Here is a 26,160-nt window from a genome sequence, read left to right as displayed (position 1 = left end):
CGCGAATAGGCGAAATGTGAGCCCGTACGTCGAGCAATGTCAATCGGTTGTGCACATGCAAGTTGCTTGACTTCACCCGCCATGGGCGTAGGTTTCTCGCAATGGCGGAGCGCACTGTGCAGCTCGTGTTGCACTATGACGGCTCGGGATTCAGCGGCTGGCAACGGCAGCCCGACCAGCGCACCGTTCAGGGGGTGATGGAAGCAGCGCTCGAGCGCCTGTGCGGCACGCCGGTGGGCGTGCTCGGGGCGGGTCGAACCGATGCGGGGGTGCACGCCCGCGGCCAGGCGGCCGGGGTGCGGGTTCCCGACCGGTGGCAGCCGTCGGAACTTCGGCGGGCGCTCAACGCGGTGCTTCCACCGGACGTCTGGGTCGCCGCGGCGCACGAGATGCGCGCCGACTTTCACGCCCGGTACAGCGCGGTTGCGCGCCGGTACGGGTACTACGTCGGGACGGATGACGAAGCCGACTCACCCTTTCGCCGCCGGTTGGAGTTCGCGATCCGGCGCCCCCTCGATCGGGGCGCCCTCGACGCGATCAGCCGGCAGCTGGTGGGAGACCACTGTTTCCGCGCGTTTGCCGTTCAGGGCACTGCGCCACCCGACGACGATCATCGCTGCGAGGTTCGCCTCGCCCGATGGCGGGATCGCCCCGGCGGCGTGGTATTCGAGATCGAAGCCAATCGCTTTCTTCATCACATGGTCAGATTCCTCGTCGGCACGATGCTGGACATAGCCACGGGCCACCGTCCGGGCGGAGATGCGGCCGCCCTCCTCGTGGCCCAGGACAACCGCCAGGTGTCGCCGCCCGCCCCGGCCCACGCGCTCTTCCTGGAGGCCGTCGTGTACCCCTCCGATCTCTACATCTCATGAAGGTCCTCCTCGCCACGGCCGACCTCGACGAAATTCGGTGGGCGTCGGCCAACGGGCTGCTCGACGGCGTGATGACCACGCCGGCGCTCCTCAGCGAGCTGGGCGTAGAGGATGACCGGGCCCGGGTGGAAGAGATCTGCGCGGTCACGCCGACTCCGGTCTACGTGGCGGTGCACGCGGTGAACGGCGAGGACATCTACCGTGACGCCCGCGCCCTCGCTCGGCTGTCGGATCAGATCATCGTCCAGGTTCCGCTGGTGGAGGAAGCGTTCGGTGCCATGCACCGACTCTCGACCGATGGCGTTCGCACCGCGGCGATGCTCGTGTTCAACGCGGCGCAGGCGCTGCTCGCGGCGCGCGCCGGTGCTTCGACGGTGATCACGCCGTTGGACCAGCTCGACGCCGTTGGCCACAGCGGAGCCGAGGTGGTGCGCGATCTGCGCCGGGTGTTCGACGCCTCGCGCACCGAATGCGACATCCTGGCGGTGCGGCCCACCACCGCCCAGCAGTTGTCGGAGTCGGCGCTCGCCGGCGCCGATGGCGTGGCGATCACCCCCGATGTGCTGCGGGCATTCCTCCTGCACCCGCTCACCGATCGCGGCATCGACCAGTTCCTCAACGACGTATCCAAACATCGCACCAGCTGGTCCGACCTATGATTCGCCCGCGCCCCATCGCCCTCCTCCTCTTCGCTCTCGCCGCCTGCTCGGCGAAGGGTGATTCCGTCGGCGCGCAGTCTGCCTACGCCGCTCAAACGGCGGCCGACGCGCCCGCCCTGACCGCCGCCCGCACGGATTCGGTGTCGGCCAGCCGTCAGACCGCCATCACGCGCGCCGTTGCGCTCGTCTCGCCGGCCGTGGTCACGGTTCAGACGGAGCAGGTCCAGCAGGTGCAGCCCGACATGTTCGATTGGATGTTCGGCGGCGCCCCGCAGTCGCGGTCCGAGGCGGGCCTCGGCACCGGCGTGGTGATTCGGCCCGATGGCGTGATCGTGACCAATGCGCACGTGGTGGCGGGCGCCCGGACCATTTCGGTCATGCTCCCCAGCGGCGCCGTGTACCCGGCCAAAGTGCTCGGCACGGATGAGACGCAGGACGTGGCGGTGATCAAGATCGACGCCAAGAACCTGCCCGTGGCCAAACTCGGCAATTCCGACAACGTGATCGTGGGTGAGTGGGCCATCGCCATCGGGAATCCGTACGGATTCATGCTCGGCAACCCGGAGCCCAGTGTCACGGTGGGCGTGATCAGCGGCACGGGACGCAATCTGGTGTACGGGGCCGACGGCCCGGGCGCCTATTTCGACATGATCCAGACCGATGCCGCGATCAATCCCGGCAATTCCGGCGGCGCGCTGGTCAACGCCGACGGCGAGGTGATCGGCGTGAACAGCTCGATCTATACACCGAGCGGCGGGTCGGTGGGGCTTGGCTTCGCGATCCCGATCAATCGTGTGCGCCACGACGTGGAGGATCTGCTGGAGTACCACGAGGTGCGCCGCCCCTGGATCGGCGTCAAGCTGCGCGTGCCGGACAACCAGAACGTGCGCGAGGCCATTGCCCAGCGCGCGGTGATCGCCACGGTGGTGCCGGGCTCGCCCGCCGAACGCGCCGGGCTCAAGCCCGGGGACGTGATCGTGCGGGAGAATGACCGCACCATCCACAACATGTATGACTGGGAAGGCGCCCTGCTCGACCTCGGCGTCGGCCAGAGCGTGCGGCTACACGTCCGTCGTGGCGACCGCGAGTTCGACACGACGGTGAACACGGTGAACCTCCCTGAGGTGGATGCCCCCAAGGTCGAGGTGCTCCGGCAGCTCGAGTTGGTCACGGTGACGCCGGCCATCCAGGCCGAACGCGGACTGCGCAGCAAGGCGGGCGCCCTCGTGCTCAAGGTGAGCGACAACATGGCCCAGCAGCTCGGCATTCAGAGCGGCGACGTGATCGTGCGCATCAACAGCGTCGACATCAAGACGGCCGACGACGCCTCGAGCGCTCTCAACCGTTTCGCGGGGCGCGGCCCGATCCGCATGTACCTGGAACGGTCGGGTACATATTATGTGACCGACTTCGAGATTCGATGACGACGCACGATCGCTACGCCTCACCGCTGTCCGAGCGCTACGCCTCGGGGGCCATGCTGCAACTCTGGTCGCCGGCCACCCGCTACGGGCTCTGGCGCCAGCTCTGGCTTGCCCTGGCGGAGGCCGAACGGGCACTCGGCGTGCCGATTCCCGACGAGGCGATCGCCCAGATGCGCGACCACCTCGACGACATCGACTTCGACGCCGTGGCCGCGTACGAGCGACGCTATCGCCACGACGTGATGGCGCACGTGCATGCGTTCGGCGACGCGGCACCGGCGGCCCGCAAGTTCATCCACCTTGGGGCCACCAGCGCCTTCGTGACGGACAACGCCGACCTCATCCTCATGCGGCACGGCCTCGACCTGCTGCGCGGCAAGCTCCTCGCGGTGCTGCGGGCCCTGGCCGGGTTCGCGCGCCAGTGGCGCGATGTGCCCACCCTCGGCTCCACCCACCTCCAACCCGCGCAGCCCACCACCGTGGGAAAGCGCGCCACGCTCTGGATGCAGGACCTCGTGCTCGACGTGGCGGAACTGGACCATCGTCGCGACACGCTCCCCTGTCGCGGGGTGAAGGGCACCACCGGCACCCAAGCCTCGTTCCTCCAGTTGTTCGCCGGCGACCACGCCAAGGTGCGTGACCTCGACCGCCAGGTCACCGCGGCGATCGGCTTCCGATTCTCGATTCCCGTGTCCGGCCAGACCTACACGCGCAAGCTCGACGCGGCGGTGCTCGACGTGGTGGCGGGGATCGCGGCCAGTGCCGCCAAGTTCAGCGGCGACCTCCGTATGCTTCAGTCGTACGGCGAGATCGAGGAGCCGTTCGAGGAGGAGCAGATCGGCTCGTCGGCTATGGCGTACAAGCGGAATCCCATGCGCAGCGAGCGGATCGCCTCGCTCGCCCGGTTCGTGCTCAGCCTCGAACCCAACGCCAACCAGACGCACAGCGTGCAGTACTTCGAGCGCACGCTCGACGACAGCGCCAACCGGCGGCTGACACTGCCCGAATCGTTCCTCGCCGTCGACGCCATTCTCGTGCTCATGGAGAACGTGGTCAGCGGTCTCGAGGTACACCCGGCCCGCATTGCCCGCCGGCTGGGCGAAGAGCTGCCGTTCATGGCCACGGAAGCGCTGATCATCCGTGCCGTGCAGATGGGATTGGACCGCCAGGACGCGCACGAGTTCATCCGCAAGGCGAGCATCGCCGCCGCCCGGGCGATCAAGGAAGGCGCCTCCGGCAACGACATGCTCGACCGTCTTGCCGCGACCCCCGGATGGCCGGTGCCGGCCGCCGAGATGACGGCCCTGCTCGATCCCCTCGGCTTCACGGGGCGCGCCCGCGAGCAGGTGGATGAGTTCCTGAAGGAAGTCGTGGATCCGCTGCTCAGCGGCGCGGCGATGGCCGAGCGCGAGGAGGTGCGGGTATGAGCATCGTTGCGCTCGCTCCGCTCCCCTTGCGCCACGTGCGGCGCGGCAAGGTACGCGAGGTGTATGAGGTCGATCCGCTGCACCTGCTCATCGTGGCCACCGATCGTGTGAGCGCGTTCGACGTCGTGATGAAGGAGCCGATCCCCTTCAAGGGGGCCGTGCTCACGCAGATCACCGCCTGGTGGCTGCACCAGTTCGAGGGGCACGTGCACCACCACCTGGTGTCGGCCGACGCCGACGAGATCGTGCGCCTCGTGCCCTCACTCGCCCTGCACCGCCGTACGATTGCCGGCCGGGCCATGCTCTGCCGCCGCACCGAAGTATTTCCCATCGAGTGCGTGATCCGCGGCTACCTCTCGGGCTCGGCGTGGAAGGAATACCAGGCGCGCGGCACCCTGGCCGGCCAGCCGCTTCCCGTGGGCCTCCGCGAAGCCGATCGGTTCGACCGGCCGGTATTCAGCCCCGCCACGAAGGCGGAGTCGGGCCACGATGAGAACATCACGCCCGCCGAGGTCGCCCGGCGACTGGGCTCGGAGGTGGCGGGCGAGATCGAGCGGTTGAGCCGCCTCGTGTACGAGATGGGGCGGGAGCGCGCCGCCGAGCGTGGAATCATCATCGCCGACACGAAGTTCGAGTTCGGGCGCGATGCGGGCGGCCGCATCACGCTGATCGACGAAGTCCTGACTCCGGACAGTTCGCGGTTCTGGCCCGCCGACCAGTATCAACCCGGCCACGGCCAGCCGAGCTTCGACAAGCAGCCGCTGCGTGACTATCTGGACGGCGAGCGCCGGGCGGGTCGATGGAACGGCGATGCGCCGCCCCCACCGCTGCCCCCCGAAGTCGTGAAGGCGACCAGCGAGCGGTACCTCGACGCGTTCCGCCGGATCACCGGAGCCCCGCTCAACCGCGACGGGCTTTCGTGAGCTTCGCGCGCGAAGGCTACCCGTTCATCGGCCTCGCCACCGTGATAGCGGCGGCGGCCTACGCGGTCGCGCTCAACCGGCGCTCTTGGCCGGTCTGGCTTCTTGCCTTCGTGCTCACGCTGCTCGCGCTGTGGGTGGCGTATTTCTTTCGCGACCCCGAGCGCCGCGGTCCGCGCGGCGACGCGCTGGTGATCGCCCCGGCGGACGGCCGAGTGGTGCAGGTGACCGAGGTGAACGAGCCGGCATACCTGGGGGGGCCGGCGCTGCGCATCTCGATCTTCATGAGCGTCTTCAACGTGCACGTGAACCGCTATCCCGTGAGCGGGACCGTCGACTACCTGCACTACAACCCCGGCAAGTTCCTGAATGCGGCGGCGGAGAAGGCGAGCCTCGAAAACGAGCAGATGTCGGTGGGCATCGACCACACGGGCACGCGCGTGATGATGCGCCAGATCGCGGGCCTCATCGCGCGACGCATCGTGACGTACAGCACACTGGGCGCCGCTGCGCAGCAGGGTGAGCGGATGGGGATCATCCGCTTCGGCTCGCGCGTCGACGTGTTCCTTCCCCTGCGCTCGGCCGTGAAGGTGCGCGTGGGTGAGACGACGCAGGCCGGCGTCACTGTCCTCGCGGAGTTGCCAACCCCATGAGTCCCACCGACCCCCGCCATGCCAGAGTCCGCCGCGCCGTCGTGCTCTTCCCGAGCGGGCTCACGCTGTTCAACCTGTTCTTCGGGATGTTCGCCATCGTTGCCGCCACGCGCGGCGAATTCTATCGCGCCGGGTGGTACGTGGTGTTGGGCGGCGTGGCCGACATGCTCGATGGCCGGGTGGCCCGCGCCACGAATACCGGCGGCCGGTTCGGCGAGGAGCTGGACTCGCTGGTTGACGCCATCACGTTCGGGGTGGCCCCGTCCCTGATCATGTACTTCGCGGTGTTCAACCAGGAGAGCTGGGAGTGGCTCTTCTGCTTTCTGTTCACCGCCTGCGCGGTGTTGCGGCTGGCCCGCTTCAACGTGGAGCAGGCGGGCACCGCCAAGACGTATTTCCAGGGGCTCCCCACCCCCGCCGCCGGCATGACGCTGGCCACGTACTACTGGTTCAGCCAGACGCCGCTCTATCAAGAAACGGTAATAGCGGACCTGCCCTGGCACGTGCTGCTCCGCTACATCATCCTCGCCCTGAGCTTCCTCATGGTGAGCAACGTGCCCTACCCCGTCATGCCCAACGTCGGCCTGCGCAGCGTGCGCGGCGTGATCGGGCTGCTGATCGTCGTGGGCGGGATCGCGGCGCTCGTGTTCCTGCCCAGCCAGTTCTTCTTCCCGGCCGCCGTGATCTACGTGGCGTACGGGATCGTTCGGGCCGCGTGGCTGGGCCTTCTCGATCGCCGCGGTGGCGCGACCACGCATACCGGCGAGCTCTCATCGGCGTACGGGTTTGACTCTGCCAGGCGCGAGGCGGTGGGCGATGATCCGTCGCTCGCCCCGCACCGCCGCCGGCGCCGCCGGCGCGTGCGCCCGGAAGGCGGCCCGCCGCCGACCCGCCCCGTCCGCCCGCCCACTCCTCCATCCGAGCCCCCCACCGCATGACCCGCTTTCGCGTTTCCCTGCACGTCACGCCCCGCCGAGGCCTCCTCGATCCCCAGGGCAAGGCCGTGACCGACGCTCTCCACACCCTCGGGTTCGGCAGCGTGCGCGACGTGCACGTGGGCCGCCATCTCATCGTGGAACTCGATGCCGCCGATGCCGCCGCGGCCGAGGCGGAAGCCCGGCGCATGTGCGAGCGCTTGCTCGCCAACCCGGTCACCGAAGACTTCGACGTGGCCGCCGTGACGGGAGCGGGGGCCGCCGCATGAAGTTCGGCATCGTCACCTTTCCCGGGTCCAACTGCGACTACGACGCCTACCGCGCGGTGGTCGAGGCCGTCGGGGAGGAAGCCGAGTTCCTCTGGCACAAGGAACACGATCTGCGCGATGCCGACGTCGTGATCCTGCCCGGGGGATTCAGCTACGGCGACTACCTGCGCCCCGGTGCGATCGCGCGCTTCAGCCCGATCATGGCGGAGGTGGTCGCCCACGCCAAACGCGGCGCGCCCGTGCTCGGAATCTGCAACGGGTTCCAGATCGCCTGCGAAGCGGGCCTGCTTCCCGGAGCGCTGTTGCGCAACGCGAGCCTCAAGTTCGTCTGCGAGCTGGTCACGCTCCGCGTGGAGAACGCAGCCACGATGTTCACCAACCGCTATGACAAGGATCAACGCCTCGCGATTCCCATCGCCCATGGAGACGGCCGCTTCACCGCCGACGCCGCCACGCTGGACCGGCTCGAAGGCGACGGCCAGGTGGTATTCCGGTACGTGAGCAGCAGCGGCGACGCCGACGAATGGTGGAGCCCCAACGGGTCGATGCGCGCCATCGCCGGGATCGTGAATGCCGGGGGCAACGTGCTGGGCATGATGCCGCATCCGGAACGCGCCGTGAACTCGCTACTCGGCTCGCGCGACGGCCTCGGAGTGTTCGAGTCTCTGTTGGCCGCCGTGGCCGCCTGACCAGGAGCAAACGATGCCCCACCATACCGGTGAACATCCGACGGGAAACGAAGACGAATACTTCGCCCGCCAGAATGCCGAGCTGATAGCACAGATGCGCGCCCGGCTCGACGCCGATCGCGTGTCGCGCGAACGCCATACCCACTACATGAAATGCCCCAAGTGCGGCGCCGACCTGCGCGAGGTCGTCAAGGGACGCGTGACGATCGACATCTGTCCCGAGTGCCACGGCGCCTGGTTCGACGCCGGCGAAGTGGACCTGATGCGTGAGGCCTCCAAGAGCCCCCTGACCCACGTCGTGACCGACCTTCTCGAACTCCTGGGCCGTACCAAGTGACCTCCGTGCGTTCCGTCCAACCCCGCCCCGGCGACCCGGCCATCACGCCGGCGCTGATCGCCGAGCACGGGCTCACCGCGGACGAGTATCGCCGCCTCGTCGACATGCTCGGCCGCGAGCCGACGTTCACCGAACTTGGCATCGTGAGCGCCCTGTGGAGCGAGCACTGCTCCTACAAGCACTCGCGTCCCCTGCTCCGCACCCTGCCCACCAAGGCCGACTACGTGCTGCAGGGTCCCGGCGAGAACGCGGGCGTCATCGCCATCGGCGACGGTCTGGCCGTGGCGTTCAAGATCGAATCGCACAACCACCCCTCGGCGGTGGAGCCGTACCAGGGCGCGGCCACCGGGGTGGGCGGCATTCTCCGCGACGTGTTCACGATGGGCGCCCGCCCCATCGCGATGCTCAATTCGCTCCGGTTCGGCAGCCTCGACTCCCCCCGCGTGCGCTACCTGTTCAGCGGCGTCGTCAAGGGGATCGGGGACTACGGCAACTGCGTGGGCGTGCCGACGGTGGCTGGCGAGGTCGTGTTCGATCCGGCCTATGAGGGAAATCCAATCGTCAACGCCATGTGCGTGGGGTTGCTCCGCGAATCGGAATTGATGCTTGCCGTCGCTCAGGGAGTCGGCAATCCGATCATCGCCGTGGGCGCCCGCACCGGGCGCGACGGCATTCATGGCGCCTCGTTCGCGTCCGAGGACCTGTCCGAGGCGAACGACGCCAAGCGCCCCCGTGTGCAGGTGGGCGATCCGTTCACCGAGAAGCTGCTGCTCGAAGCCAGTCTCGAACTGATCCACAGCGGCCACATCGTGGCCATCCAGGACATGGGGGCCGCCGGCCTCACGTCGTCGTCGGCCGAGATGGCGGCGCGCGGCGACGTCGGCGTGACGATCGACGTGACCCGGGTACCGGTGCGCGAGCCCAACATGACGCCGTACGAGATTCTGCTCAGCGAGTCGCAGGAGCGCATGCTCGTCGTGGCCCGCCAGGGACACGAGGACGCCGTCCGCGCCATCCTCGAGAAGTGGGACCTCACGGCGGCCGTGATCGGCCAAGTCATAGCGGACCCGGTATACCGCGTCACCGAGGGCGACCGCGTGGTGGCCGAGTTCCCCGGCAACCGCCTGGTCACCGACTGCCCCACCTATACGCCGGATGCCGTCGAGAGCCCGGCCATCGCGGCCCTGCGGGCCCGCGACGTGAATGCCCTGCCCGAGCGCGCCGAGGAGCGGGACCCCGTCTGGACGCTCCTCCGATTGCTGGGCAGCCCCACGATCGCGAGCAAGGCGTGGGTCTACCGACAGTACGATTCCACGGTGCGCACCAACACGGTGGTCGGACCAGGAGGGGATGCCGCCGTGCTCCGCGTGCGCGGCACCGACCGTGCCCTGGCCGTCAAGACCGACGGCAACGGCCGCTACACGTACCTCGATCCCCGACTCGGCGCGCGCATCGCCGTGGCCGAGGCGGCACGCAACGTCGCGTGCACCGGCGGCCGGCCCATGGCCATCACCAACAACCTCAACTTCGGGAACCCGCGCAAACCCGACATCTACTATCAACTGCGCGAAGCGGTGGCTGGCTTGGCCGAAGCGTGCTTGGCGCTCGGCACCCCCGTCACCGGCGGCAACGTATCGCTGTACAATGAGACCCCGCGTGGCGCCATCTACCCCACGCCCGTCGTCGGGATGGTCGGACGCATCGATTCGCTGTCCCACATCACCCGCGCGGCGTTCGCACAGGCCGGCGACCGGATCGTCCTGCTGGGCGAACCCACGGCGTCGATCGGCGCGAGCGAATACCTCCAGACCATTCACGGGGTCGTGGCCGGCGCGCCGCCGACCTGCGATCTCGACGCCGAACGGCGGCTCATCGAAGCGCTGCTCGATACGATCACCGCCGGCGCCGTCCGTTCGGCGCACGACTGCAGCGACGGCGGGCTCGCCGTCGCCCTGGCCGAATGCGCCATCATGGACCGGGAGCGTCCAATCGGAGCCCGTGTCGACCTCGCCGCGTGGGCGGGCCTTCCCCTGCGCGCTCTGCTGTTCGGTGAGGCACAGGGACGTGTGATCGTGTCCACCCCCGATCCCGATGGCGTGCTCGCGGTGGCCCGCCGCCACGGCGTTCCGGCGCAGGACATCGGCGTCGTGGAGAACGGCGGGAACCTCGAGATCACGGCGGGCGACCGGCATCTCGCGGCATCCATCGTGCAGCTCGCCGACGCCTACTTCGAATCCATTCCTCGTATCATGTCGCGGGCGGCCTCCGCCGTCTCCGACTCCCCCGTCACTACGGCGGCCTGAGTTCATGTGCGGCATCTTCGGTATTCGTGGCACCCCGGACGCAGCCCGGCTCACCCAGTTGGGGCTCTATTCCCTCCAGCACCGCGGTCAGGAATCCGTCGGGGTGGTGGTACTCGACGCGCACGGCCAGGGGCAACTCGTGCGCTCCATGGGCACCATGAACGAGACCATGGGACACGAGCTGGAGCAGCTCCATGGCAACCTGGCCCTCGGCCACACGCGGTACAGCACGGCCGGCTCGTCCACCATCGAGAACGCGCAGCCGATCTTCGTGCGTTCCCGCGGCGGGCATATCGCGCTGGCGCACAACGGGAATCTCGTGAACGCGGTCCAGGTGCGGGCCGAGCTCGAAGCCCAGGGATCCATCTTCTCCACCAACGCCGATTCGGAAGTGATCGTGCACCGGCTGGCCAAGTCGCAGGCCCCCACGCCGGCCGCGCGCATGGCCGAGGCGCTCACCGGCCTCGACGGTGCGTACAGCCTCGTGGCGGCCATCGGCGACACGCTGATCGCGGCGCGCGATCCGCGCGGCTGGCGCCCGCTGGTCATGGGCCGGCTCAACGGCGCCGTGGTGTTCGCATCGGAGACCTGCGCCCTCGACATCGTGGGGGCGGTGGCCGAGCGCGAGGTGGGTCCCGGCGAGATCATCGTCGTCGACGACACCGGCGTCCACGCCATCCAGGCACTGGAGCCGATGCCGTTGCGCCGGTGCGTATTCGAGTACGTATATTTCGCGCGCCCCGACAGCCGCGTGTTCGGGGGGTCGGTGGACCGCGCGCGGCGCGAGTTGGGACGGCAACTGGCCAAGGAGCACCCGGCGCCGAACGCCGACCTCGTATTCAGCGTTCCCGACTCCTCCAACTCGGCGGCCCTCGGCTTTGCCGAGGTGAGCGGGCTGCCGTACGAACTGGCGCTCATCCGCAATCACTATGTGGGCCGCACGTTCATCCAGCCCACGCAGGCGGGCCGCGATGCCAAGGTCAAGATCAAGTACAACCCGGTGCGCGAGGTGATCGCGGGCAAGCGCGTGGTGATGGTGGACGACTCCATCGTGCGCGGCACGACCACGCGCGGCCTGGTGGCGATGATCCGCTCCGCCGGCGCGAAGGAAGTGCATCTCCGCGTCAGCTCGGCCCCGATCACCGGCCCGTGCTACTACGGCATCGACACGCCCAGCCGACGGGAGTTGATAGCGGCCAACCTGTCGCAGGCCGAGATCGCTCGCGAATTGGGGGTGGACTCCCTCGGCTATCTGTCGCGCGACGGCATGCTCGGTGCCGTACCGGGCGGCCCCGAAGGATTCTGCGACGCGTGCTTCACCGGCGACTACCCCACGGCGGCGCCGCTGGACGCCCGCCGCGACTGATGCCGAATTCCCGGGTGGGGCGAAACGCCCGGACCGGTGACTCCGTCATACATGCGCCCGAGCCGGGTGCTCCCCGAGCGCCGGGCGGTGCCGCTACACCCCCGTGCCCCGGGAATGGTATATTTCCGCCTTCATGCCGATCTTGACCCTTGCGGGCAGGACGCTCCGCGCCCCCCAGCACCCGGCCATGCCGCAGCTGCCCGATCAACCCGAAGCCCGGGATGATCGGACGTTTCGCATCGCGCTGGTCACGGAGTACTACTATCCGCATCTGGGCGGGGTGTGCGAACACGTGCACTTCTTCGCCCGCGAGGCGCGACGCCGCGGCCACCACGTGGACATCATCACGTCCCACATTCCGGGGGCCGCGGAGCATCCCAACGTCATTCGCATCGGGCGCAGCCAGCCCGTGCAGTCCAACGGATCGCAGGCCCGCATCACGGTCGGCATCGGGCTGCGGCGCCGCATGCGTCGCGTGCTTCGCGAAGGCCGGTACGACATCGTGCACGTCCACTCGCCCCTCACGCCCGTGCTGCCCATGCTCGCCATCGATGAGGCAGACTGCCCGGTGGTCGGCACCTTCCATACGTATTTCGACCATTCCAAGGCCTACGCGCTGTTCAACCGGTACTTCCAGCGCCGGCTCGACAAGCTGAGCGCGGCCATCGCCGTCTCGCACTCCACCACGGTCGCGCTGAACCGCTACTTCACGGCCGACTGGAAGATCATTCCCAACGGCATAGACGTCGACGTGTTCACGCCGGACGCGCCGCGGCCCGCCACGATCCGGACCGACGTACCGTCGATCCTGTTCCTCGGACGGTTCGATCCGCGCAACGGCCTCGACACGCTCATCCACGCTTTCCGCCGGGTGAAGGCGCTCGGCCGCGAGGCCCAGTTGGTCGTGGTGGGCGACGGCCCGCTCCGCGACCACTACCGCGCACTGGCCGGCGGCGACCCGGACATCACGTTCGTGGGCGCCGTGCTCGAGGGCCGGCCCAGCTACTACGCCAACTGCTCGATCTACGCCTGCCCCACGACGAAGGCGTCATTCGGCATCACGCTGCTCGAGTCGATGGCCTGCGAGACCCCAATCGTCTGCTCCGACATCCTCGGCTTCCGCGACGTCGTGGAGAACGGCCGCGAAGCGCTCATGGTACCGTGCGGCGACCACGACGCCCTGGCCGACGCGATCGTGCGCCTCATCGATGATCCCGCCCTCCGGACCCAGCTCGGGAAACGCGGCCGTGAGGAGTCGCTGGCCTACGGGTGGGACCGGGTCGCCGGCCAGGTGCTCGACGTCTACCGCTCCATTCTCGGACACATCGCCGTCGTTCCATGAACGGGCCGGCAGTGCTCGGCGGCGCCACGGTGGCCATGGGACTCGCCGCGCACGGAGCCTTCTACCGGAACAGTTACCTGTTCGGGCCCGCGCTCGGCCGGCTCCCCACGAGGGAGCGCGTCGTCGCGCTGACATTCGACGACGGTCCGAACCCCGAGGCCACCCCGCCAATTCTCGACGCCCTGGCCCGCGCGGGTGCGCACGCCACCTTCTTCATCCTGGGGCGCCATGCGGAACGGTGGCCGGCGCTCGTGCGCCGCATCCGCGACGATGGGCACGCGGTCGGCAACCACGGCTATTACCACCGTAAACTCCACTTCAAGAGCCCCGCCTACGTGCGCGACGATCTCACGCGCGGCGTAGACGCCATCGCCCAGGCGTGCGGTGCACGACCCGCGCTGTTCCGTGCGCCGCATGGCTTTCGCAGTCCGTGGGTCAACTCCATCGCTCGTTCGCTGGGTGAGCGCGTCATCGGATGGTCGCTGGGCGTCTGGGACTCCGACCGCCCGGGGGCCGACGTGATCGCCCAACGCACGGTCGACGGCGCGCGGCCCGGTTCGATTCTCCTACTGCACGACGGAGACGGCTACGACCCGGTGGGTGACCGGCGCCAGACGGCGGAGGCAGTACCCCAAGTGCTCTCTGCGCTCGAGGGCCGGGGCTACCGGTTCGTACCGGTCCCCGCCGCATGAAGCGCCAGGTCATCCGCGTCCTGCGAATCTCGATGTGGGTGGCTGTCGCCGCCTTCCTCGTGCTGTTCGCCACGCGGGTGCAGTGGGGCGAGACATGGCGTGCATTCCGCTCGGCGTCGCCGAGTCTACTGCTCCTGGCAGCGGCGGTGAACCTCACCTCGCTCGTCCTCAAAGGCGTGCGTTGGTGGGTGTTCCTGCGGCCCGTGGGCGCCGACTCGCTCTGGCTCGCCATGCGCGCCACGTTCGCCGGCGCCGGACTCAACAACGTCCTCGTGGCCAACGGCGGTGAAGCGGCCCGCGTGATCTTCGTGGCGCGCGCCACGCGGGTGCCCAGCGCGAAGATCCTCGCCACGTTCGCGCTCGAGCGGCTGTTCGAGGTGATCGGCTACGTGCTGATGCTTGTCCTCGGCATCTGGTTGCTCCCGCTTCCCGACCACATCGCGGGACTCCGCCCGTTCGCCATCACCGCGCTCGCCGTGTTGGGGTTCTTCGTGCTCTTCCTGCTCAGCCGCGAGAAGACCGAGGAGCGCGTGACGACGGACGAGACCAACTGGCGCGGCAAACTGCGGGCCTACGCGCGCCGGTTCACGCACACCCTGGCGAGCGTCTCCACCGTGCCGCGGTTCGCCGCGGCGATGCTGCTGTCCATGGGCGCGTGGGCGTTGCAGATCGCTACCTACGGGCTCACGGCGCGCGCCGTCCATTTCCCCATCACCTTCACGGGCACCGTCGCCTGTCTGCTGGCCGTGAACGTCGGATTCGCCATTCGCTCCACCCCGGGCAACGTCGGCGTGTTCGAGGTCTTCTATGCGCTCACCGCCGCGGCGCTGGGCTTCGATTCGAACGCCGCCGTGGCCGTGGCGTTCCTCATCCAGGCGCAGCAGATCCTGCCCGTCACCGCCATCGGCATCGTGATGGCGCCGGAATTCCTGCGGAGGCGTCGCCATGCCGGTGAACCGCCGAGCGCTGCAGGCGTGGCCGTGAATCCGCTCGACCTGCCGACCGACCAGTTCGAATAGGCGGCTCCCGCCGGCATACGCGCGGCACGCACCATCGCGCGTGCTTGCGCCTCCTTCGGCCGGACGCTATAAGTCACCGTTCACTGGAATTGATGACGCCTGCTCCGCACCCCTGGCACGTTCGAGGTCTGATTATGGCACCACCGAAGCCTGGCCCTCTCCCACCGCTGCCCACCAAAGTCACGATCCCCAAGATCAAGGTGACGTCGAAGACCAGCGGCACCCTCCAGGTTCCCGCTGCCCAGGGCTTCTTCTACGCCGGCATCCAGGCCATCTGGGTCTGGTGGAGCGTGGAATTGCCGCTCCTGAGGTCCTATCTCGAGCCATTCGGCATGACCCCGTACGATTTTGGCGGGAACAAGGGTGCGGTGAACATCAACTTCTTCAACGCCGCCGCGCTGTACGGGTCGGGCCAGCCGGGAAACCCCGGCATCTCCGGCTTCAACGAGACCGAGTTGAACATCGTCGGCTACGCCACGAAGATCGAACAGAACGTGCCACAAGGACTGTCCCTCAGCGACTACCTCACCCTCGGCGAGCAGACCAAACGCGTCGGCAATTTCCGTTTGTGGGTGGCCTGCGACGACCCCATCGCCGTGGCGTTCGGTCGCCAGAGTTACTTCGAAAACAAGTTTCTCACGCCATACGAGTACACGGTACCATCGCCGAACCTTCCGGGAGTCACGACCTGGAACTGGACCTGCTACGATTCGACCCGCGCTCAGCCGACGATCTACCAGGGGAAGGTCGATCTCTCCGGCCTGACGGGCATCGCGTCCAACATGTCGGAGTGGATCGACATCAGCTACGACGACAACACCCGCCGACCCGTGGCGTCGCGCCGCAATTATTTCGGCCTGCATCAGACCTACATGGTGCCGCCGTCGAGCAATGCGGTAGCGATGCAGTTCGGCCAGAGCAAGCACCCGATGCGACACGACATGCTGCGGTTGATCGGCACGCGACGCGCGGCGGCCATCCAGCATTTCGCGAGCCCGACGTGCATCGCAGAAGCGACGCCCTATTACGCCGACCTCTAGGCCCCGGACGCAACCCGTGACTCCACGACCGTCGTCCCGGAGGCCCGCGAAGAGAGCCGCCGCCCCGAAATCGTCGCCCCCACCCGACCTCGGCACGCCGATGTCGCAGTTCGTCGGTCTCTCGGCGCTCATCACCGGGTTCGATGCTGCGGAACTCCACGGAACGGGGATGACGCAGACCTACTTCGACCTCATTCCGTCCATCATCGGCCCCGACTTCTTCGGACGGCTCCTCACTCGCTGGGCGAACATCAACGCGCGGGGCGCGGGCGACGAACGGCTGCTCGAGGATCTGGTGACCACCGAGCTATTCGAGGACGCGGCGCTCGGGCCGATCGCCCGCAACCTCGCCGCACTCTGGTACCTGGGCATGTGGAACCAACTCCCGTCCACGTGGCGCAACGCCCACGGGGCATGGGCTGGCGACACCACGTTCGTCGTGTCGCCCCAATCGTACACCGGCGGGCTCGTCTGGAAGGCCCTCCACACGCATCCACCGGCGGCGAAGCAGCCTGGCTTCGGCTCCTGGGCGCTGCCTCCCGAGGGAACGCAGCCGTGACGAGCGACGACGGCGAACACTACGACGCGATCGTCATTGGCTCGGGTCCGATCGGCGCCCACGTGGCCCGGGAGCTTGGCGCGCAGCACAAGCGCGTCCTGATGCTCGAGGCCGGGCGCGCTTCGGGCCTCACGTACGACGGCTACCGGTCCTACGTGGACAGCTACTACACGGCCGTGATCAAGGAACCCAATTCCCCGTATCCGCAGAACGCGAGCGCTCCGTCGCCGCTGTCCACCGACATCCTGCGCATTCGAAAGGGAACGCCCGACCTCGTAGGCTACCAGGTGGAGCGCGGACCTCAGGGATTCGGCTCCACGTACCTGCGCTCGCTGGGCGGGACGTCGCTCCATTGGTTGGGCACGACGCCGCGATTCCTCCCCAACGACTTCCGGCTCAATACGAAATACGGCGTCGGGGTGGACTGGCCGATCACCTACGACGATCTGCAGGATCACTACTGCGAAGCCGAGTGGTCCATTGGCGTGGCCGCAAACCGCCGCGATCAGGAACACCTCGGTGTGTGGTTCCCCAGGGGGTACGATTATCCCATGGAGCGAATCCCGCCGAGCTACAGCGACCAGGTCATCGCGCGGAAGACGCGTGGGCTGACCGTCGAGTTGGCTGGACGCAAATATCCGGTCAGGGTCTCGAGTCTCGCGCAGGCCCGGAACTCGATTCCCCGCACGAGGACGGTGCGCGTAGGCGGCGTGGACCGGCATGGGTACATCCCGAAGGGAGCCCTCGGCCGCCCGGAGATCGGACTGCGATGCGAAGGCAACGCAAGCTGCATCCCGATCTGTCCGGTCCAGGCCAAGTACTCGTCGCTCAAGACGATCGCCGAACTCGACCGCCGCATGGTGACGCTTCGCACGCAGGCCGTCGCCACGAAGCTGCACATCGCCTCCAACGGGAGGATCGACGGCGTCGAGTACCTCACGTACGACCAGGAAGGCGGGCCGATGACGGCGCACACGGCAACGGCGACGATCTACGTGCTCGCCGGCCACGCGGTGGAGAACGCCAAACTGCTGCTGGCGTCCAACGCGGCGAATTCCAGCGATCAGGTCGGGCGCAACCTGATGGACCATCCGTTCTTTTTCACCTGGGCGCTCGCCCCGCAGTCGATGGGGATGTTCCGGGGCCCGGGTCAGACGTCCGGCGTGGAGAGCCTTCGTGACGGCGCGTTCCGCAAGGACTTCGCGGCGTTCCGCGTGGACCTCGGCAACTGGGGATGGGACGTCGTGGACTTCCCGCCCGACGGCGACGTAACCGGCCGCCTGGGAAAGAATATCTTCGGCAAGAAGCTGCGCCAGCAGCTCGGCGACACGCTACCGCGACAGATCCGCATCGGATTCGACATCGAACAGCTCCCCCAGCCGGGGAATCGCGTGACCATCTCGCGCGAGTTCGTGGATGCCGCGGGATGCTTCCGACCCGTCATCAACTACGGACTCTCCGATTACACGTGGCAGGCGATGGTCGAGGCGATCAAAGTGTCGCAGGCGATCTACCGGAGGATGGGAATTCCCGAGGAGGACATCTTCTACGTTCCGCCGGCGGGCCTGCCCGATGAACGTCAGTACCGCGCGAAGGATGGTCGGGATTATCTCCTGCATTTCATCGGCGCCGGCCATCACATCGGGACGCACCGGATGGGAACGACCCGGAACGACAGCGTCGTCGATCGCAATCAACGCAGTTGGGATCACGAGAATCTCTACGTCGTGGGCTGCGGAAGCATGCCGACCACGGGCACCGCGAACCCGACTCTCACGGCGCTTGCCATGACGCTGATGTCCACCAGAGATATGCTCACCCAACTCCGCTGATCCGGGGATTGCCGCCATGCCTATCACCGACCGAGTGGACCTGTGGCGCCATCTGCAATGGGCGCTGGAACTCGAGCACGCGACGATCCCTCCCTATCTGTGCGCGCTGTACTCCATTCCCGACGGCGCCAACACCGCTGCGGTGTCGCTCATCCGGGCGGTGGTCATGGAGGAGATGCTGCACATGACGCTGGTCGCGAACTTGCTCAACTCCGTGGGCGGTGAGCCCAAGGTGGACCACCCGAAGTTCGTGCCGAAGTACCCGACGTACCTGCCGCACAGTCAACGCGCCTTTCTCGTCTCGCTCCTTCCCTTCAGTCCGGAGGCGCTCGACACCTTTCTCCGGATCGAGCGGCCGGCCAAGCCAGGCGCCAGGCCGCAGGCCAACCGCTACCACACCATCGGCCAGTTCTACGAAGCCATCGCCGACGGACTCGAACGGCTGACGCGAAGGTACGGCGAGAAGAAGCTGTTCAGTGGCAAGCGGAGGTTCCAGATCGCCGGAAGCCGGTACTACTATGGGGGTGGAGGGGAACCGATCGGCGTGACCGACCTCGCCTCCGCGCGGCGCGCCATCGCCGAGATCGCCGAGCAGGGAGAAGGGCTGGACCACACGATTTTCGACGGTGATGAGCGGTTCGGACAGGTGGACGAGCTGGCGCATTACTTTCGTTTCAACGAGATCCGCTCCGGGCGGCGATACGTTGGCTCCGACTCCCCGGCGAGCGGGCCCACCGGAGCCGAACTCCCGATCGACTGGTCGGCGCGCTACCCAATGCGCGCCAATCCGCGGGCCAGCCAGTACCGCCGGCAGCCGGAGGTCCACCGCCTGATGGTCGAATTCAACCGCCGGTACACCGCGCTGTTGGGCACCCTTCACGGCGCGTTCAACGGGAAGCCGCAGCAGCTGCTGGAGGCCGCGCCGCAGATGTACGAGCTCAAGTACCGCGCCCAGGCCCTGATGGCGATTCCCACCGGACGCGCCGACGGATCCACGGTGGGACCGAGCTTCGAGTACGCCCGCTGAGCAGGTCCGCGCACTCGGGGACTAGGGTGCCTCTAGGTGGACGAATCCGGCAATCCGATCGAGGGGCGTGACGGCGATCTCCGCCGGCGTGCCCTCGAAGCAGGACTCCCACCGTCGCGTCAACGCCTTCCAGGTCGACGACTTCAAGTGCGTGTCGAGCGCCTTCTGGTCCCGGTAGCATTCGTAGAACAACAACTCGCGCGTGGGCTGGTGATGCTTGTCCAGGACGCGATGCACGAGGTAAAGCAGCGTGCCCGGCTGTTCGGCATCGGACTGCGCCTTCACGGCATGCACCAGCTTGAGGGCCGCTGGAATCCGGCCCGGGCGTATGGTGAAACGTGCGGTCAGCGTGATCATCGACGTCCTCCACAATGGTTGCGGGTGGTTTCAGCCCGCGGCATATTAGTCTCGGATTCGCCGCATGGCGAGCCGGACTCAGCAAACCCGAGCGGAGAGTTCTCGTGGTCGCGTCCATCACGCTCAAGGTCAACGGTGTCGCTCGTTCGGTCCGCGTGGAGCCGCGAGCCCTTCTCGTCCACGTGCTCCGAGACCAACTCGGCCTCACAGGCACGCACGTGGGTTGCGACACCAGCCAGTGCGGCGCGTGCACCGTCCACCTCGATGGACGTGCGGTGAAGAGTTGCGCGGTGCTCGCGGTTCAGGCGGAGGGGCGCGAGATCACCACCATCGAGCACCTTGGCGCCGAAATGCTGCACCCGGTCCAGCAGGCGTTCATGGACAAGCACGGATTGCAGTGCGGGTTCTGCACGCCGGGCATGATCATGACCGCCGTGGACCTCCTCGCGGCGAATCCCGACCCGACCGAGGCGGAGATCCGCCACGCGATCGACGGGAATCTCTGCCGCTGCACCGGTTACCAGAACATCGTGGACGCCATCCGCGCCGCCGCTGAGACGCTCCGTGCGTCGAAGCCTGGCCGCGCGTCGGCCTGAAGGAGGGAGACATGGGAACACTCATCGGGTCCAGCGTCAGGCGCCGGGAAGACCCACGACTCATCACCGGCCACGCGACCTACACCGACGACGTCAAGCTCCCGGGGGTACTCCACGCCGCTATCCTCCGCAGTCCGTGGGCGCACGCGCGCATCCGGAAAGTCGATGTCGCCCAGGCCAGAAAGGCACCCGGCGTGGTGGCGGTGTATACCGGCAAGGACGTGGCGGAGAAGGTGAACCCGGTTCCCTGCGCGTGGAACGTGCCAAACTGCGACCTCAAGATCCCGGCGCACCCGCTGCTGGCCGTGGACACGGTGCGCTATGCGGGAGACGGGGTGGCGATGGTCGTGGGGGAAACGCGCGAAGCCGCGCGCGACGCCCTCGACCTCATCGCGGTGGACTACGAACCACTGGCGGCTGTCGTCGATCCCGAGTTGGCGACGCAGCCCGGCGCACCACGACTCCATTCGGAAATTGCGTCGAACGTCGCCTTCACTTGGACCGTCGCTGGCGGCGACGCGGACAAGGCGTTCGCCGAAGCGCCAGTGAAGGTGGCGATGCGGCTCGTCCATCAGCGCATGCAACCCACCGCGATGGAGCCCCGGGCCGCGGTGGCCACCTACAATGCCAGCACGGAACAGCTCACGCTCTGGGTCACGAGCCAGAATCCGCACATCCACCGCTTCCTCTGCTCGGTCATGCTCAAGGTGCCCGAGCACCGTCTCCGGGTGATCGCTCCCGAGGTGGGAGGCGCGTTCGGCAGCAAGATCCCGGCCTATGCCGATGAGGCGCTGGTGGGCTTCGCCGCGATGCAACTCCAGCGGCCGGTCAAGTGGACCGAAGACCGCTCGGAGAACTATAAGGCAACCATCCACGGCCGGGATCACGTGGAGCACGTCGAGCTCTGCGGCACGAAGGACGGCAAGATTACCGGACTGCGCTGCCGGGTGTACGCGGGACTTGGGGCCTACGCCTCCACTGCAGGGCCCGGGATCCCCACCATCCTGAGCGGCCTGATGTACTCGGGACCATACATGATTCCGAACATCAAGGGCGTGGTCCGGGGCGTGTACACGACCACCACGCCGGTGGACGCCTACCGTGGGGCCGGCCGTCCGGAAGCGACCTACATGCTCGAGCGACTGGTGGACCAGTTCGCGCACCAGCTCGCCATGGATCCGGTGGATGTGCGACGCAAGAACCTGATCCCCAAGGAGAGCTTTCCGTACACGGTGGCGACCGGCATCACGTACGACTCCGGCGACTATCAGGGCGCGCTGAACAAGGCGCTGGGAATGCTCGACTACCGGGCATTCCGCGCAGAGCAGACGGCCGCCCGCAAGAAGGGCCGGTATCTGGGCCTCGGCATCACCACCTACTGCGAGATTTGCGGGTTGGGCCCCTCGCAGGTCGCCGGCGCGGTGGGGTTCGGCGGCGGGCTCTACGAGAGCGCGATCGTCCGTGTGTATCCCACCGGTGTCACGCGGGTGTATATCGGAGCCAAGCCGCACGGACAGGGTGAAGAGACGACGTTCGCCCAGATCGTTGCCGACGAGTTCGGGATCGGAATCGAGAACGTCGAGATCGTGGCGGGCGATACTGAAACCACGCCCCAGGGGTGGGGAACGTACGGCAGCCGCACGACGGCGGTCAGCGGAAGCGCCGTGAAGATCGCTGCCCTGCGGGTAAAGGCGAAGGCCAAGAAAATCGCCGCGCACCTCTTGGAGGCGCCCGAAGAGAATCTCGACTGGAAGGACGGCCGGTTCGTCGTGCGCGGATCCCCGGACCGGGCAAAGAGTTTTGGTGAACTGGCCCTGATGGCCAACCTCGCGTGGAACATGCCGGTGGGTACCGAGCCGGGGCTCGAAGCCACGGCGTTCTTCGACCCGCCAAACTTCGTGTATCCGTTCGGAACGCACCTCTGCGTGGTGGAGGTGGATGTGGAGACCGGCGAGGTGAAAGTGCTCCGGTACATCGCCGTCGACGACTGCGGTCCGATCATCAACCCGATGATCGTGGAGGGCCAGGTACATGGCGGCGTGATCCAGGGCATCGGTGAAGCACTCCAGGAGATGGCCGTGTACGACGACGACGGCCAGCTCCTGACGGGCACGATGATGGATTACGCCGTCCCCAAGGCGTCGCAGATGCCGCGCATCGAGGTCGCGCATACCGTCACGCCGACCACGGTGAACCCGCTCGGCGTCAAGGGCGTGGGTGAAACGGGCACCATCGCGTCCGTACCGGCCGTCGTCGGCGCCGTGTGCGACGCGCTTTCGCCACTCGGCATCACGCACATCGACAAGCCGCTCACGCCGGCCCGGGTCTGGGCGGCCATCCAGGCGGCCACGAAAGGAGCCCGCCCATGATTCCCGCCGCCTTCGAATACACGCGTGCGCGGTCTCTTGCCGACGCCCTCAAGGCCGTCGGCGCGAAGAACACCAAGGTGATCTGCGGGGGCCAGAGCCTCATCCCCCTGCTCCGGTTCCGCCTCGCGCAGCCCAAGCGGCTGGTCGACATCGCGCACCTCGACGCGCTGCGGGGGATCGCCCGCGGAAAAGGAAGCGGGGTGCGCATCGGCGCCGCCACGACGTATCGCGAGGTGCTCGAATCGAAGCTGTTGTCGAAGAACGTGCCGCTCCTTGCCGAGGTCGCCTCCCACATCGGGGACCTGCAGCTGCGCAACGTGGGCACCATCGGCGGCGGGCTCGCCCACGCCGACCCGGCCGCCGACATGCCGGCGGCGATGCTGGCCCTCGGCGCGACCTTCGTACTCCGATCCGCTCGTGCGGTGCGCACCGTCGCGGCGCACGCGTTCTTCCGCGGGCCGTTCGAGACCGCGATGAAACCGAGCGAACTCCTGATCGAGATTCACGTGCCGGTCACCACGAAGGGAACCGGAACGGCATATGAGTCTTTCGAGCAAGCGGCGTCGGGCTACTCGCTGGTCGGGGCCGCTGCGGTCGTGGCACGCGCCAAGGGCAAGGTCGTCGCCGCACGACTGGCCTTTGCCGGGCTCGCCGACACGCCCTTCCTGAGTAACGCTGCGGATCAGATCGTGGGAACCGACGGCGGCACGGAAGCCGTGAGCCGCGCGGCCCGTGCCACGGCCACCGGCGTGCGTGCGAATGGCGATATCCACGCCTCGGCTGAATACCGTCTCCACCTCGCCACGGTGGCTGCGCGCCGCGCCCTTCTCCGCGCAATCGACCGAGCGTCGTAGGGGGCCGATCGTGCGCCTCGAACTCGCCGGCGAGCAGGCGATTGCCGCGCCGGTCCACGTGGTGTGGGAGCGGCTGATGGACCACCAGTATGTGGCGTCGTGCTCGCCCGACGTGGAGACCGTCAGCGTGGCCGACGACACGCACTTCGAAGTGATCGCGCGGCTCGGCGTGGGAAGCGTCAAGCTTCGTTTCACGCTGCACGTGGAGTTGTCCGACCTCGAACCACCCGCGAGCGCGCAACTGTCGGTGAGGGGGGAAGCGCCAGGGTCGGCCGCCCGGGCCAGGTGCACCGCAACGCTGGTTTCGCTCGCGCCGGACTCCACACGCCTCGACTGGGCGGTGGCGGCGGACCTGCACGGCACCGTCGCCAACGTCGGGGCGCGGATGCTCGGCGGAACCGTCGAGCGCATCAGCGCCGCGTTCTGGAGCAAGTTTGCCGCCCACGTGAAGCGCGGCCCGCGCAGCCGAGCACGGGGAAAGACGCAATGATCCACGGATTCTTCGCCTTGGGCGGCGTGCTCGAGCAGGGGCGCCTCGCCGCTGCCGAGGCGGCTGCACCGCCGCGCGCTGCCTTCGGCACCACGTAGCGCCGACGACCGGCCGCCTCGTTCGCGGTGCGATCCGTGCGCTACGGGGTGGAGGACAAGCGGTTCCCGCCGAGCTTGGCGAGAAGGGCGGCGAATCCCGGATGCTTGCGTACCGCGTCGGGCCACGGGAGCAGCTTCACCCGCGCGAAGTCGCTCACCCGGTCATCGTACGCCCTCTGGAGCGATGCGATCGCGTCCTCCGTCCGCCCGAGTCCGGCGTACACCAGCGCGAACTCGAGCGGCGACACATACCGGGTGCGGGACAGCTCGACGAGCCTGGCGACCACTTCCTGCGCTTCGTCGTTCCGACCGGCAGCGGCGTATGCGTGCCCGACGTAGCCCAACGCAACGCCGCCATTCGTCATCTGCACGACCGACCTGAACGCGGCGATCGCCTCGTCGAACCGTCCCATCGCGAACAACACGTTCCCCAGCCGCCAGTACGTCCACGGGAACGACGGATCGAGCCCCCTCGTCTTCTCGAGGTGCGCCAGCGCCTCCTCGGGCTTGCCCGCCAGGAGGAGCGCATACCCGAGATGGTCGTTGATGATCAGTGACAACGGGTCGAGTTGCTGGGCTTGCAACAACGCCGACAAGGCGTCGTCGAACCGGTCGACGGCGAACAAGTACCACGCGTACCACTGATGGGTCGTGGCATATTTTGGATTGAGATCCAGGGCCCGCCGAAAGCTTCTGGCAGCGCCGGGCCAGTCATAGTCGTAGAACACCTGCACGTATCCCATCGATGCGTGCGCCTCCGCCAGCGACGGGTCGATCTCCAGAGCGCGCAACACCGCGGCCCTGCCTTTCGGATAGGCATCGTGCGGCCGGAGGTCGTTGTAGTAGCCGAGAATGTTGTACGTATCGGCCAGCCCCGTGTAGGCCAGTGCATAGGTCGGGTCGAGGTCGATCGCTCGCTGGAAGTGTGCGAGGGCCTGCTCCAGCCCGGCCACCGTCCGCTTGTTCCAGTGGTGCCGCCCCCGCAGGTACGCCTGGTAGGCCTCGGTACTCTCCGTGAAGCGCTTTGCCAGCCCCCGGTGTTCGTCACCGCTCAATTTCAGCTGGAGCGATCGGGTGATCTCGCCCGCCATCTCCTCCTGCACCACGAAGATGTCCGACATCGTACGGTTGTACTGTTCGCCCCAGAGTTGCGACTCGGTGACGGCGTCCACCAGCTCTGCCTTGATGATCAGCGTATCGCCGCGATGGAGGATGCGGCCGCTCACCACAGCGCGCGCATTCACCTCGTGCGCGACGGCCGACGGATCCATCGCCGTGCCCTTGTAGCGAAACACCACCGACCGCGGCACCACTCGCAGCCCGGAAACGCCCGCGAGCTTGTTCATGATGCTCTCGGTGATCCCGTCGCTCAGGTATTCGCTGTCCGGATCCTCGCTCGGACTGCTGAACGGAAGTACCGCCAGCGAGTCGATGGGCACGCGACCCGAGGGCGTAGTCATGATCGGCGTCGTCACGCCAATGGGCGATGGGATGCTCTGCAGCATCTGGGCGGCTACGCCGCCACGAACCGTGGGCGCGGGAGACGCCGGTGCGTTCCGTGCCTCGCCCCTGGCCTCGACCGGCGGATTCGACGGGCGGCCAACCGCAGGGGGCGGGCTGGCGAACACCGATCGTACCCGGGCCCAGAACCCCTCCTGGGACGTGGCGTCACGCGCGGCTCTCGTCGATGCGCCTGGCACCGAGAGCGCGGTGGCGAACTCCTGCGCCGTGGCGAACCGCTCCGCCGGATCTTTGGCCAGCGCTCTTATCAAAGCGTCGTCCACGTGCGGCTCCACGCCCGACCGAAGGACCCGAACGCTCGGAACCACCGCGATCGCGTGGCGGGCCAGCAATTCGCGCAGCGAGGACCCGTGAAACGGCGGCTGTCCAGCCAGCATCTCGTACACCACGCAGCCCAGGCTGTAGATGTCGCTCCGCCCGTCCACGTCCTGCGCGCCAACGGCTTGCTCGGGGCTCATGTAAGTCGGCGTGCCGACGGCGAGCCCCGTCTGCGTGATCGAGTGTTCTGCG

At 67.7% G+C, this 26,160-nt stretch carries 25 protein-coding genes; 23 read left to right on the top strand and 2 right to left on the bottom strand.

Annotation, left to right across the window (positions count from 1 at the left end; translation table 11 throughout):
* Positions 1 to 101 precede the first annotated feature (101 nt).
* From truA to VNF92_03205, 19 genes are all read left to right on the top strand, one after another.
* On the top strand, positions 102 to 872 hold the full coding sequence (truA, locus tag VNF92_03295; protein ID HVA56888.1) for a tRNA pseudouridine(38-40) synthase TruA: 771 nt from the start codon (positions 102 to 104) through the stop codon (positions 870 to 872).
* Complete coding sequence (locus VNF92_03290) at positions 869 to 1,531, top strand: transaldolase family protein (protein HVA56887.1); 663 nt, start codon at positions 869 to 871, stop codon at positions 1,529 to 1,531. The genes truA and VNF92_03290 overlap by 4 nt, the downstream gene beginning before the upstream one ends.
* A complete protein-coding gene (locus VNF92_03285) occupies positions 1,528 to 2,955 on the top strand; it encodes a trypsin-like peptidase domain-containing protein (protein HVA56886.1) in 1,428 nt (475 codons plus the stop codon). The genes VNF92_03290 and VNF92_03285 overlap by 4 nt, the downstream gene beginning before the upstream one ends.
* On the top strand, positions 2,952 to 4,382 hold the full coding sequence (gene purB / locus VNF92_03280; GenBank protein ID HVA56885.1) for an adenylosuccinate lyase: 1,431 nt from the start codon (positions 2,952 to 2,954) through the stop codon (positions 4,380 to 4,382). The genes VNF92_03285 and purB overlap by 4 nt, the downstream gene beginning before the upstream one ends.
* On the top strand, positions 4,379 to 5,305 hold the full coding sequence (locus VNF92_03275; GenBank protein ID HVA56884.1) for a phosphoribosylaminoimidazolesuccinocarboxamide synthase: 927 nt from the start codon (positions 4,379 to 4,381) through the stop codon (positions 5,303 to 5,305). Before purB ends, VNF92_03275 begins: the two co-directional genes overlap by 4 nt.
* The gene (locus VNF92_03270; protein HVA56883.1) at positions 5,302 to 5,955 is read left to right on the top strand and encodes a phosphatidylserine decarboxylase family protein; all 654 of its coding nucleotides are present in this window, start codon (positions 5,302 to 5,304) and stop codon (positions 5,953 to 5,955) included. The genes VNF92_03275 and VNF92_03270 overlap by 4 nt, the downstream gene beginning before the upstream one ends.
* A complete protein-coding gene (pssA, locus tag VNF92_03265; protein HVA56882.1) occupies positions 5,952 to 6,893 on the top strand; it encodes a CDP-diacylglycerol--serine O-phosphatidyltransferase in 942 nt (313 codons plus the stop codon). The genes VNF92_03270 and pssA overlap by 4 nt, the downstream gene beginning before the upstream one ends.
* Positions 6,890 to 7,159, top strand: coding sequence for a phosphoribosylformylglycinamidine synthase subunit PurS (purS, locus tag VNF92_03260; protein ID HVA56881.1), 270 nt, complete (start codon positions 6,890 to 6,892; stop codon positions 7,157 to 7,159). Before pssA ends, purS begins: the two co-directional genes overlap by 4 nt.
* Positions 7,156 to 7,848, top strand: coding sequence for a phosphoribosylformylglycinamidine synthase subunit PurQ (gene purQ, locus VNF92_03255; GenBank protein ID HVA56880.1), 693 nt, complete (start codon positions 7,156 to 7,158; stop codon positions 7,846 to 7,848). The genes purS and purQ overlap by 4 nt, the downstream gene beginning before the upstream one ends.
* Positions 7,849 to 7,861: 13 nt before the next feature.
* Positions 7,862 to 8,185, top strand: a complete 324-nt coding sequence (locus VNF92_03250; protein ID HVA56879.1) for a zf-TFIIB domain-containing protein — start codon at positions 7,862 to 7,864, stop codon at positions 8,183 to 8,185.
* A 5-nt stretch (positions 8,186 to 8,190) separates the two neighbouring features.
* The gene (gene purL, locus VNF92_03245) at positions 8,191 to 10,488 is read left to right on the top strand and encodes a phosphoribosylformylglycinamidine synthase subunit PurL (GenBank protein ID HVA56878.1); all 2,298 of its coding nucleotides are present in this window, start codon (positions 8,191 to 8,193) and stop codon (positions 10,486 to 10,488) included.
* Between the two features lie 4 nt (positions 10,489 to 10,492).
* Positions 10,493 to 11,854: an amidophosphoribosyltransferase gene (gene purF / locus VNF92_03240; protein ID HVA56877.1), complete on the top strand. Its 1,362-nt coding sequence runs from the start codon at positions 10,493 to 10,495 to the stop codon at positions 11,852 to 11,854.
* 133 nt (positions 11,855 to 11,987) lie between these two features.
* The gene (locus tag VNF92_03235) at positions 11,988 to 13,196 is read left to right on the top strand and encodes a glycosyltransferase family 4 protein (GenBank protein ID HVA56876.1); all 1,209 of its coding nucleotides are present in this window, start codon (positions 11,988 to 11,990) and stop codon (positions 13,194 to 13,196) included.
* Positions 13,193 to 13,888 (top strand): polysaccharide deacetylase family protein, encoded by a 696-nt coding sequence (locus tag VNF92_03230; protein ID HVA56875.1) that lies wholly within the window; start codon positions 13,193 to 13,195, stop codon positions 13,886 to 13,888. The genes VNF92_03235 and VNF92_03230 overlap by 4 nt, the downstream gene beginning before the upstream one ends.
* Positions 13,885 to 14,907: a lysylphosphatidylglycerol synthase transmembrane domain-containing protein gene (locus tag VNF92_03225; GenBank protein HVA56874.1), complete on the top strand. Its 1,023-nt coding sequence runs from the start codon at positions 13,885 to 13,887 to the stop codon at positions 14,905 to 14,907. Before VNF92_03230 ends, VNF92_03225 begins: the two co-directional genes overlap by 4 nt.
* Positions 14,908 to 15,041: 134 nt before the next feature.
* Complete coding sequence (locus tag VNF92_03220) at positions 15,042 to 15,947, top strand: hypothetical protein (protein HVA56873.1); 906 nt, start codon at positions 15,042 to 15,044, stop codon at positions 15,945 to 15,947.
* A 100-nt stretch (positions 15,948 to 16,047) separates the two neighbouring features.
* The gene (locus tag VNF92_03215; protein ID HVA56872.1) at positions 16,048 to 16,506 is read left to right on the top strand and encodes a hypothetical protein; all 459 of its coding nucleotides are present in this window, start codon (positions 16,048 to 16,050) and stop codon (positions 16,504 to 16,506) included.
* Positions 16,503 to 18,338, top strand: a complete 1,836-nt coding sequence (locus VNF92_03210) for a GMC family oxidoreductase (GenBank protein HVA56871.1) — start codon at positions 16,503 to 16,505, stop codon at positions 18,336 to 18,338. Before VNF92_03215 ends, VNF92_03210 begins: the two co-directional genes overlap by 4 nt.
* A 16-nt stretch (positions 18,339 to 18,354) precedes the next feature.
* Positions 18,355 to 19,365 carry a ferritin-like protein gene (locus VNF92_03205; protein ID HVA56870.1) on the top strand — a complete coding sequence of 337 codons (1,011 nt, stop codon included), beginning with the start codon at positions 18,355 to 18,357 and terminating at the stop codon, positions 19,363 to 19,365.
* A gap of 21 nt (positions 19,366 to 19,386) precedes the next feature.
* Here the strand turns inward: VNF92_03205 and VNF92_03200 are convergent, their stop codons facing one another.
* The gene (locus VNF92_03200; protein HVA56869.1) at positions 19,387 to 19,722 is read right to left on the bottom strand and encodes an antibiotic biosynthesis monooxygenase; all 336 of its coding nucleotides are present in this window, start codon (positions 19,720 to 19,722) and stop codon (positions 19,387 to 19,389) included.
* 104 nt (positions 19,723 to 19,826) lie between these two features.
* On the opposite strand from VNF92_03200, the gene VNF92_03195 reads away from it, so the two are divergent.
* The 4 genes from VNF92_03195 to VNF92_03180 are packed head-to-tail and all read left to right on the top strand — an operon-like array spanning position 19,827 to position 24,031.
* Positions 19,827 to 20,318 (top strand): (2Fe-2S)-binding protein, encoded by a 492-nt coding sequence (locus VNF92_03195; protein ID HVA56868.1) that lies wholly within the window; start codon positions 19,827 to 19,829, stop codon positions 20,316 to 20,318.
* A gap of 11 nt (positions 20,319 to 20,329) precedes the next feature.
* Positions 20,330 to 22,687, top strand: coding sequence for a molybdopterin cofactor-binding domain-containing protein (locus tag VNF92_03190; protein ID HVA56867.1), 2,358 nt, complete (start codon positions 20,330 to 20,332; stop codon positions 22,685 to 22,687).
* Positions 22,684 to 23,541 (top strand): FAD binding domain-containing protein, encoded by an 858-nt coding sequence (locus tag VNF92_03185; protein ID HVA56866.1) that lies wholly within the window; start codon positions 22,684 to 22,686, stop codon positions 23,539 to 23,541. The genes VNF92_03190 and VNF92_03185 overlap by 4 nt, the downstream gene beginning before the upstream one ends.
* Before the next feature lie 10 nt (positions 23,542 to 23,551).
* Positions 23,552 to 24,031 carry a carbon monoxide dehydrogenase subunit G gene (locus VNF92_03180; protein ID HVA56865.1) on the top strand — a complete coding sequence of 160 codons (480 nt, stop codon included), beginning with the start codon at positions 23,552 to 23,554 and terminating at the stop codon, positions 24,029 to 24,031.
* 139 nt (positions 24,032 to 24,170) lie between these two features.
* Here the strand turns inward: VNF92_03180 and VNF92_03175 are convergent.
* The coding region (locus tag VNF92_03175) for a tetratricopeptide repeat protein (protein ID HVA56864.1) at positions 24,171 to 26,160 on the bottom strand (1,990 nt) is incomplete at its 5' end.

Source organism: Gemmatimonadaceae bacterium, assembly GCA_035533015.1.
In the GTDB taxonomy this organism is placed as follows: Bacteria; Gemmatimonadota; Gemmatimonadetes; order Gemmatimonadales; family Gemmatimonadaceae; genus JAGWRI01.
Note: the sequence above shows the minus strand (reverse complement) of the source record. Positions and strands in the feature narration are given on the sequence as shown.

What these genes read in the sequence shown, in the direction of transcription:
- truA (HVA56888.1), top strand. Translation starts at nt 102, where the DNA reads ATGGCGGAGCGCACTGTGCAGCTCGTGTTGCACTATGACGGCTCGGGA.
- VNF92_03290 (HVA56887.1), top strand. Translation starts at nt 869, where the DNA reads ATGAAGGTCCTCCTCGCCACGGCCGACCTCGACGAAATTCGGTGGGCG.
- VNF92_03285 (HVA56886.1), top strand. Translation starts at nt 1,528, where the DNA reads ATGATTCGCCCGCGCCCCATCGCCCTCCTCCTCTTCGCTCTCGCCGCC.
- purB (HVA56885.1), top strand. Translation starts at nt 2,952, where the DNA reads ATGACGACGCACGATCGCTACGCCTCACCGCTGTCCGAGCGCTACGCC.
- VNF92_03275 (HVA56884.1), top strand. Translation starts at nt 4,379, where the DNA reads ATGAGCATCGTTGCGCTCGCTCCGCTCCCCTTGCGCCACGTGCGGCGC.
- pssA (HVA56882.1), top strand. Translation starts at nt 5,952, where the DNA reads ATGAGTCCCACCGACCCCCGCCATGCCAGAGTCCGCCGCGCCGTCGTG.
- purS (HVA56881.1), top strand. Translation starts at nt 6,890, where the DNA reads ATGACCCGCTTTCGCGTTTCCCTGCACGTCACGCCCCGCCGAGGCCTC.
- purQ (HVA56880.1), top strand. Translation starts at nt 7,156, where the DNA reads ATGAAGTTCGGCATCGTCACCTTTCCCGGGTCCAACTGCGACTACGAC.
- VNF92_03250 (HVA56879.1), top strand. Translation starts at nt 7,862, where the DNA reads ATGCCCCACCATACCGGTGAACATCCGACGGGAAACGAAGACGAATAC.
- purF (HVA56877.1), top strand. Translation starts at nt 10,493, where the DNA reads ATGTGCGGCATCTTCGGTATTCGTGGCACCCCGGACGCAGCCCGGCTC.
- VNF92_03235 (HVA56876.1), top strand. Translation starts at nt 11,988, where the DNA reads ATGCCGATCTTGACCCTTGCGGGCAGGACGCTCCGCGCCCCCCAGCAC.
- VNF92_03230 (HVA56875.1), top strand. Translation starts at nt 13,193, where the DNA reads ATGAACGGGCCGGCAGTGCTCGGCGGCGCCACGGTGGCCATGGGACTC.
- VNF92_03225 (HVA56874.1), top strand. Translation starts at nt 13,885, where the DNA reads ATGAAGCGCCAGGTCATCCGCGTCCTGCGAATCTCGATGTGGGTGGCT.
- VNF92_03220 (HVA56873.1), top strand. Translation starts at nt 15,042, where the DNA reads ATGGCACCACCGAAGCCTGGCCCTCTCCCACCGCTGCCCACCAAAGTC.
- VNF92_03215 (HVA56872.1), top strand. Translation starts at nt 16,048, where the DNA reads ATGTCGCAGTTCGTCGGTCTCTCGGCGCTCATCACCGGGTTCGATGCT.
- VNF92_03205 (HVA56870.1), top strand. Translation starts at nt 18,355, where the DNA reads ATGCCTATCACCGACCGAGTGGACCTGTGGCGCCATCTGCAATGGGCG.
- VNF92_03200 (HVA56869.1), bottom strand. Translation starts at nt 19,722, where the DNA reads ATGATCACGCTGACCGCACGTTTCACCATACGCCCGGGCCGGATTCCA.
- VNF92_03190 (HVA56867.1), top strand. Translation starts at nt 20,330, where the DNA reads ATGGGAACACTCATCGGGTCCAGCGTCAGGCGCCGGGAAGACCCACGA.
- VNF92_03185 (HVA56866.1), top strand. Translation starts at nt 22,684, where the DNA reads ATGATTCCCGCCGCCTTCGAATACACGCGTGCGCGGTCTCTTGCCGAC.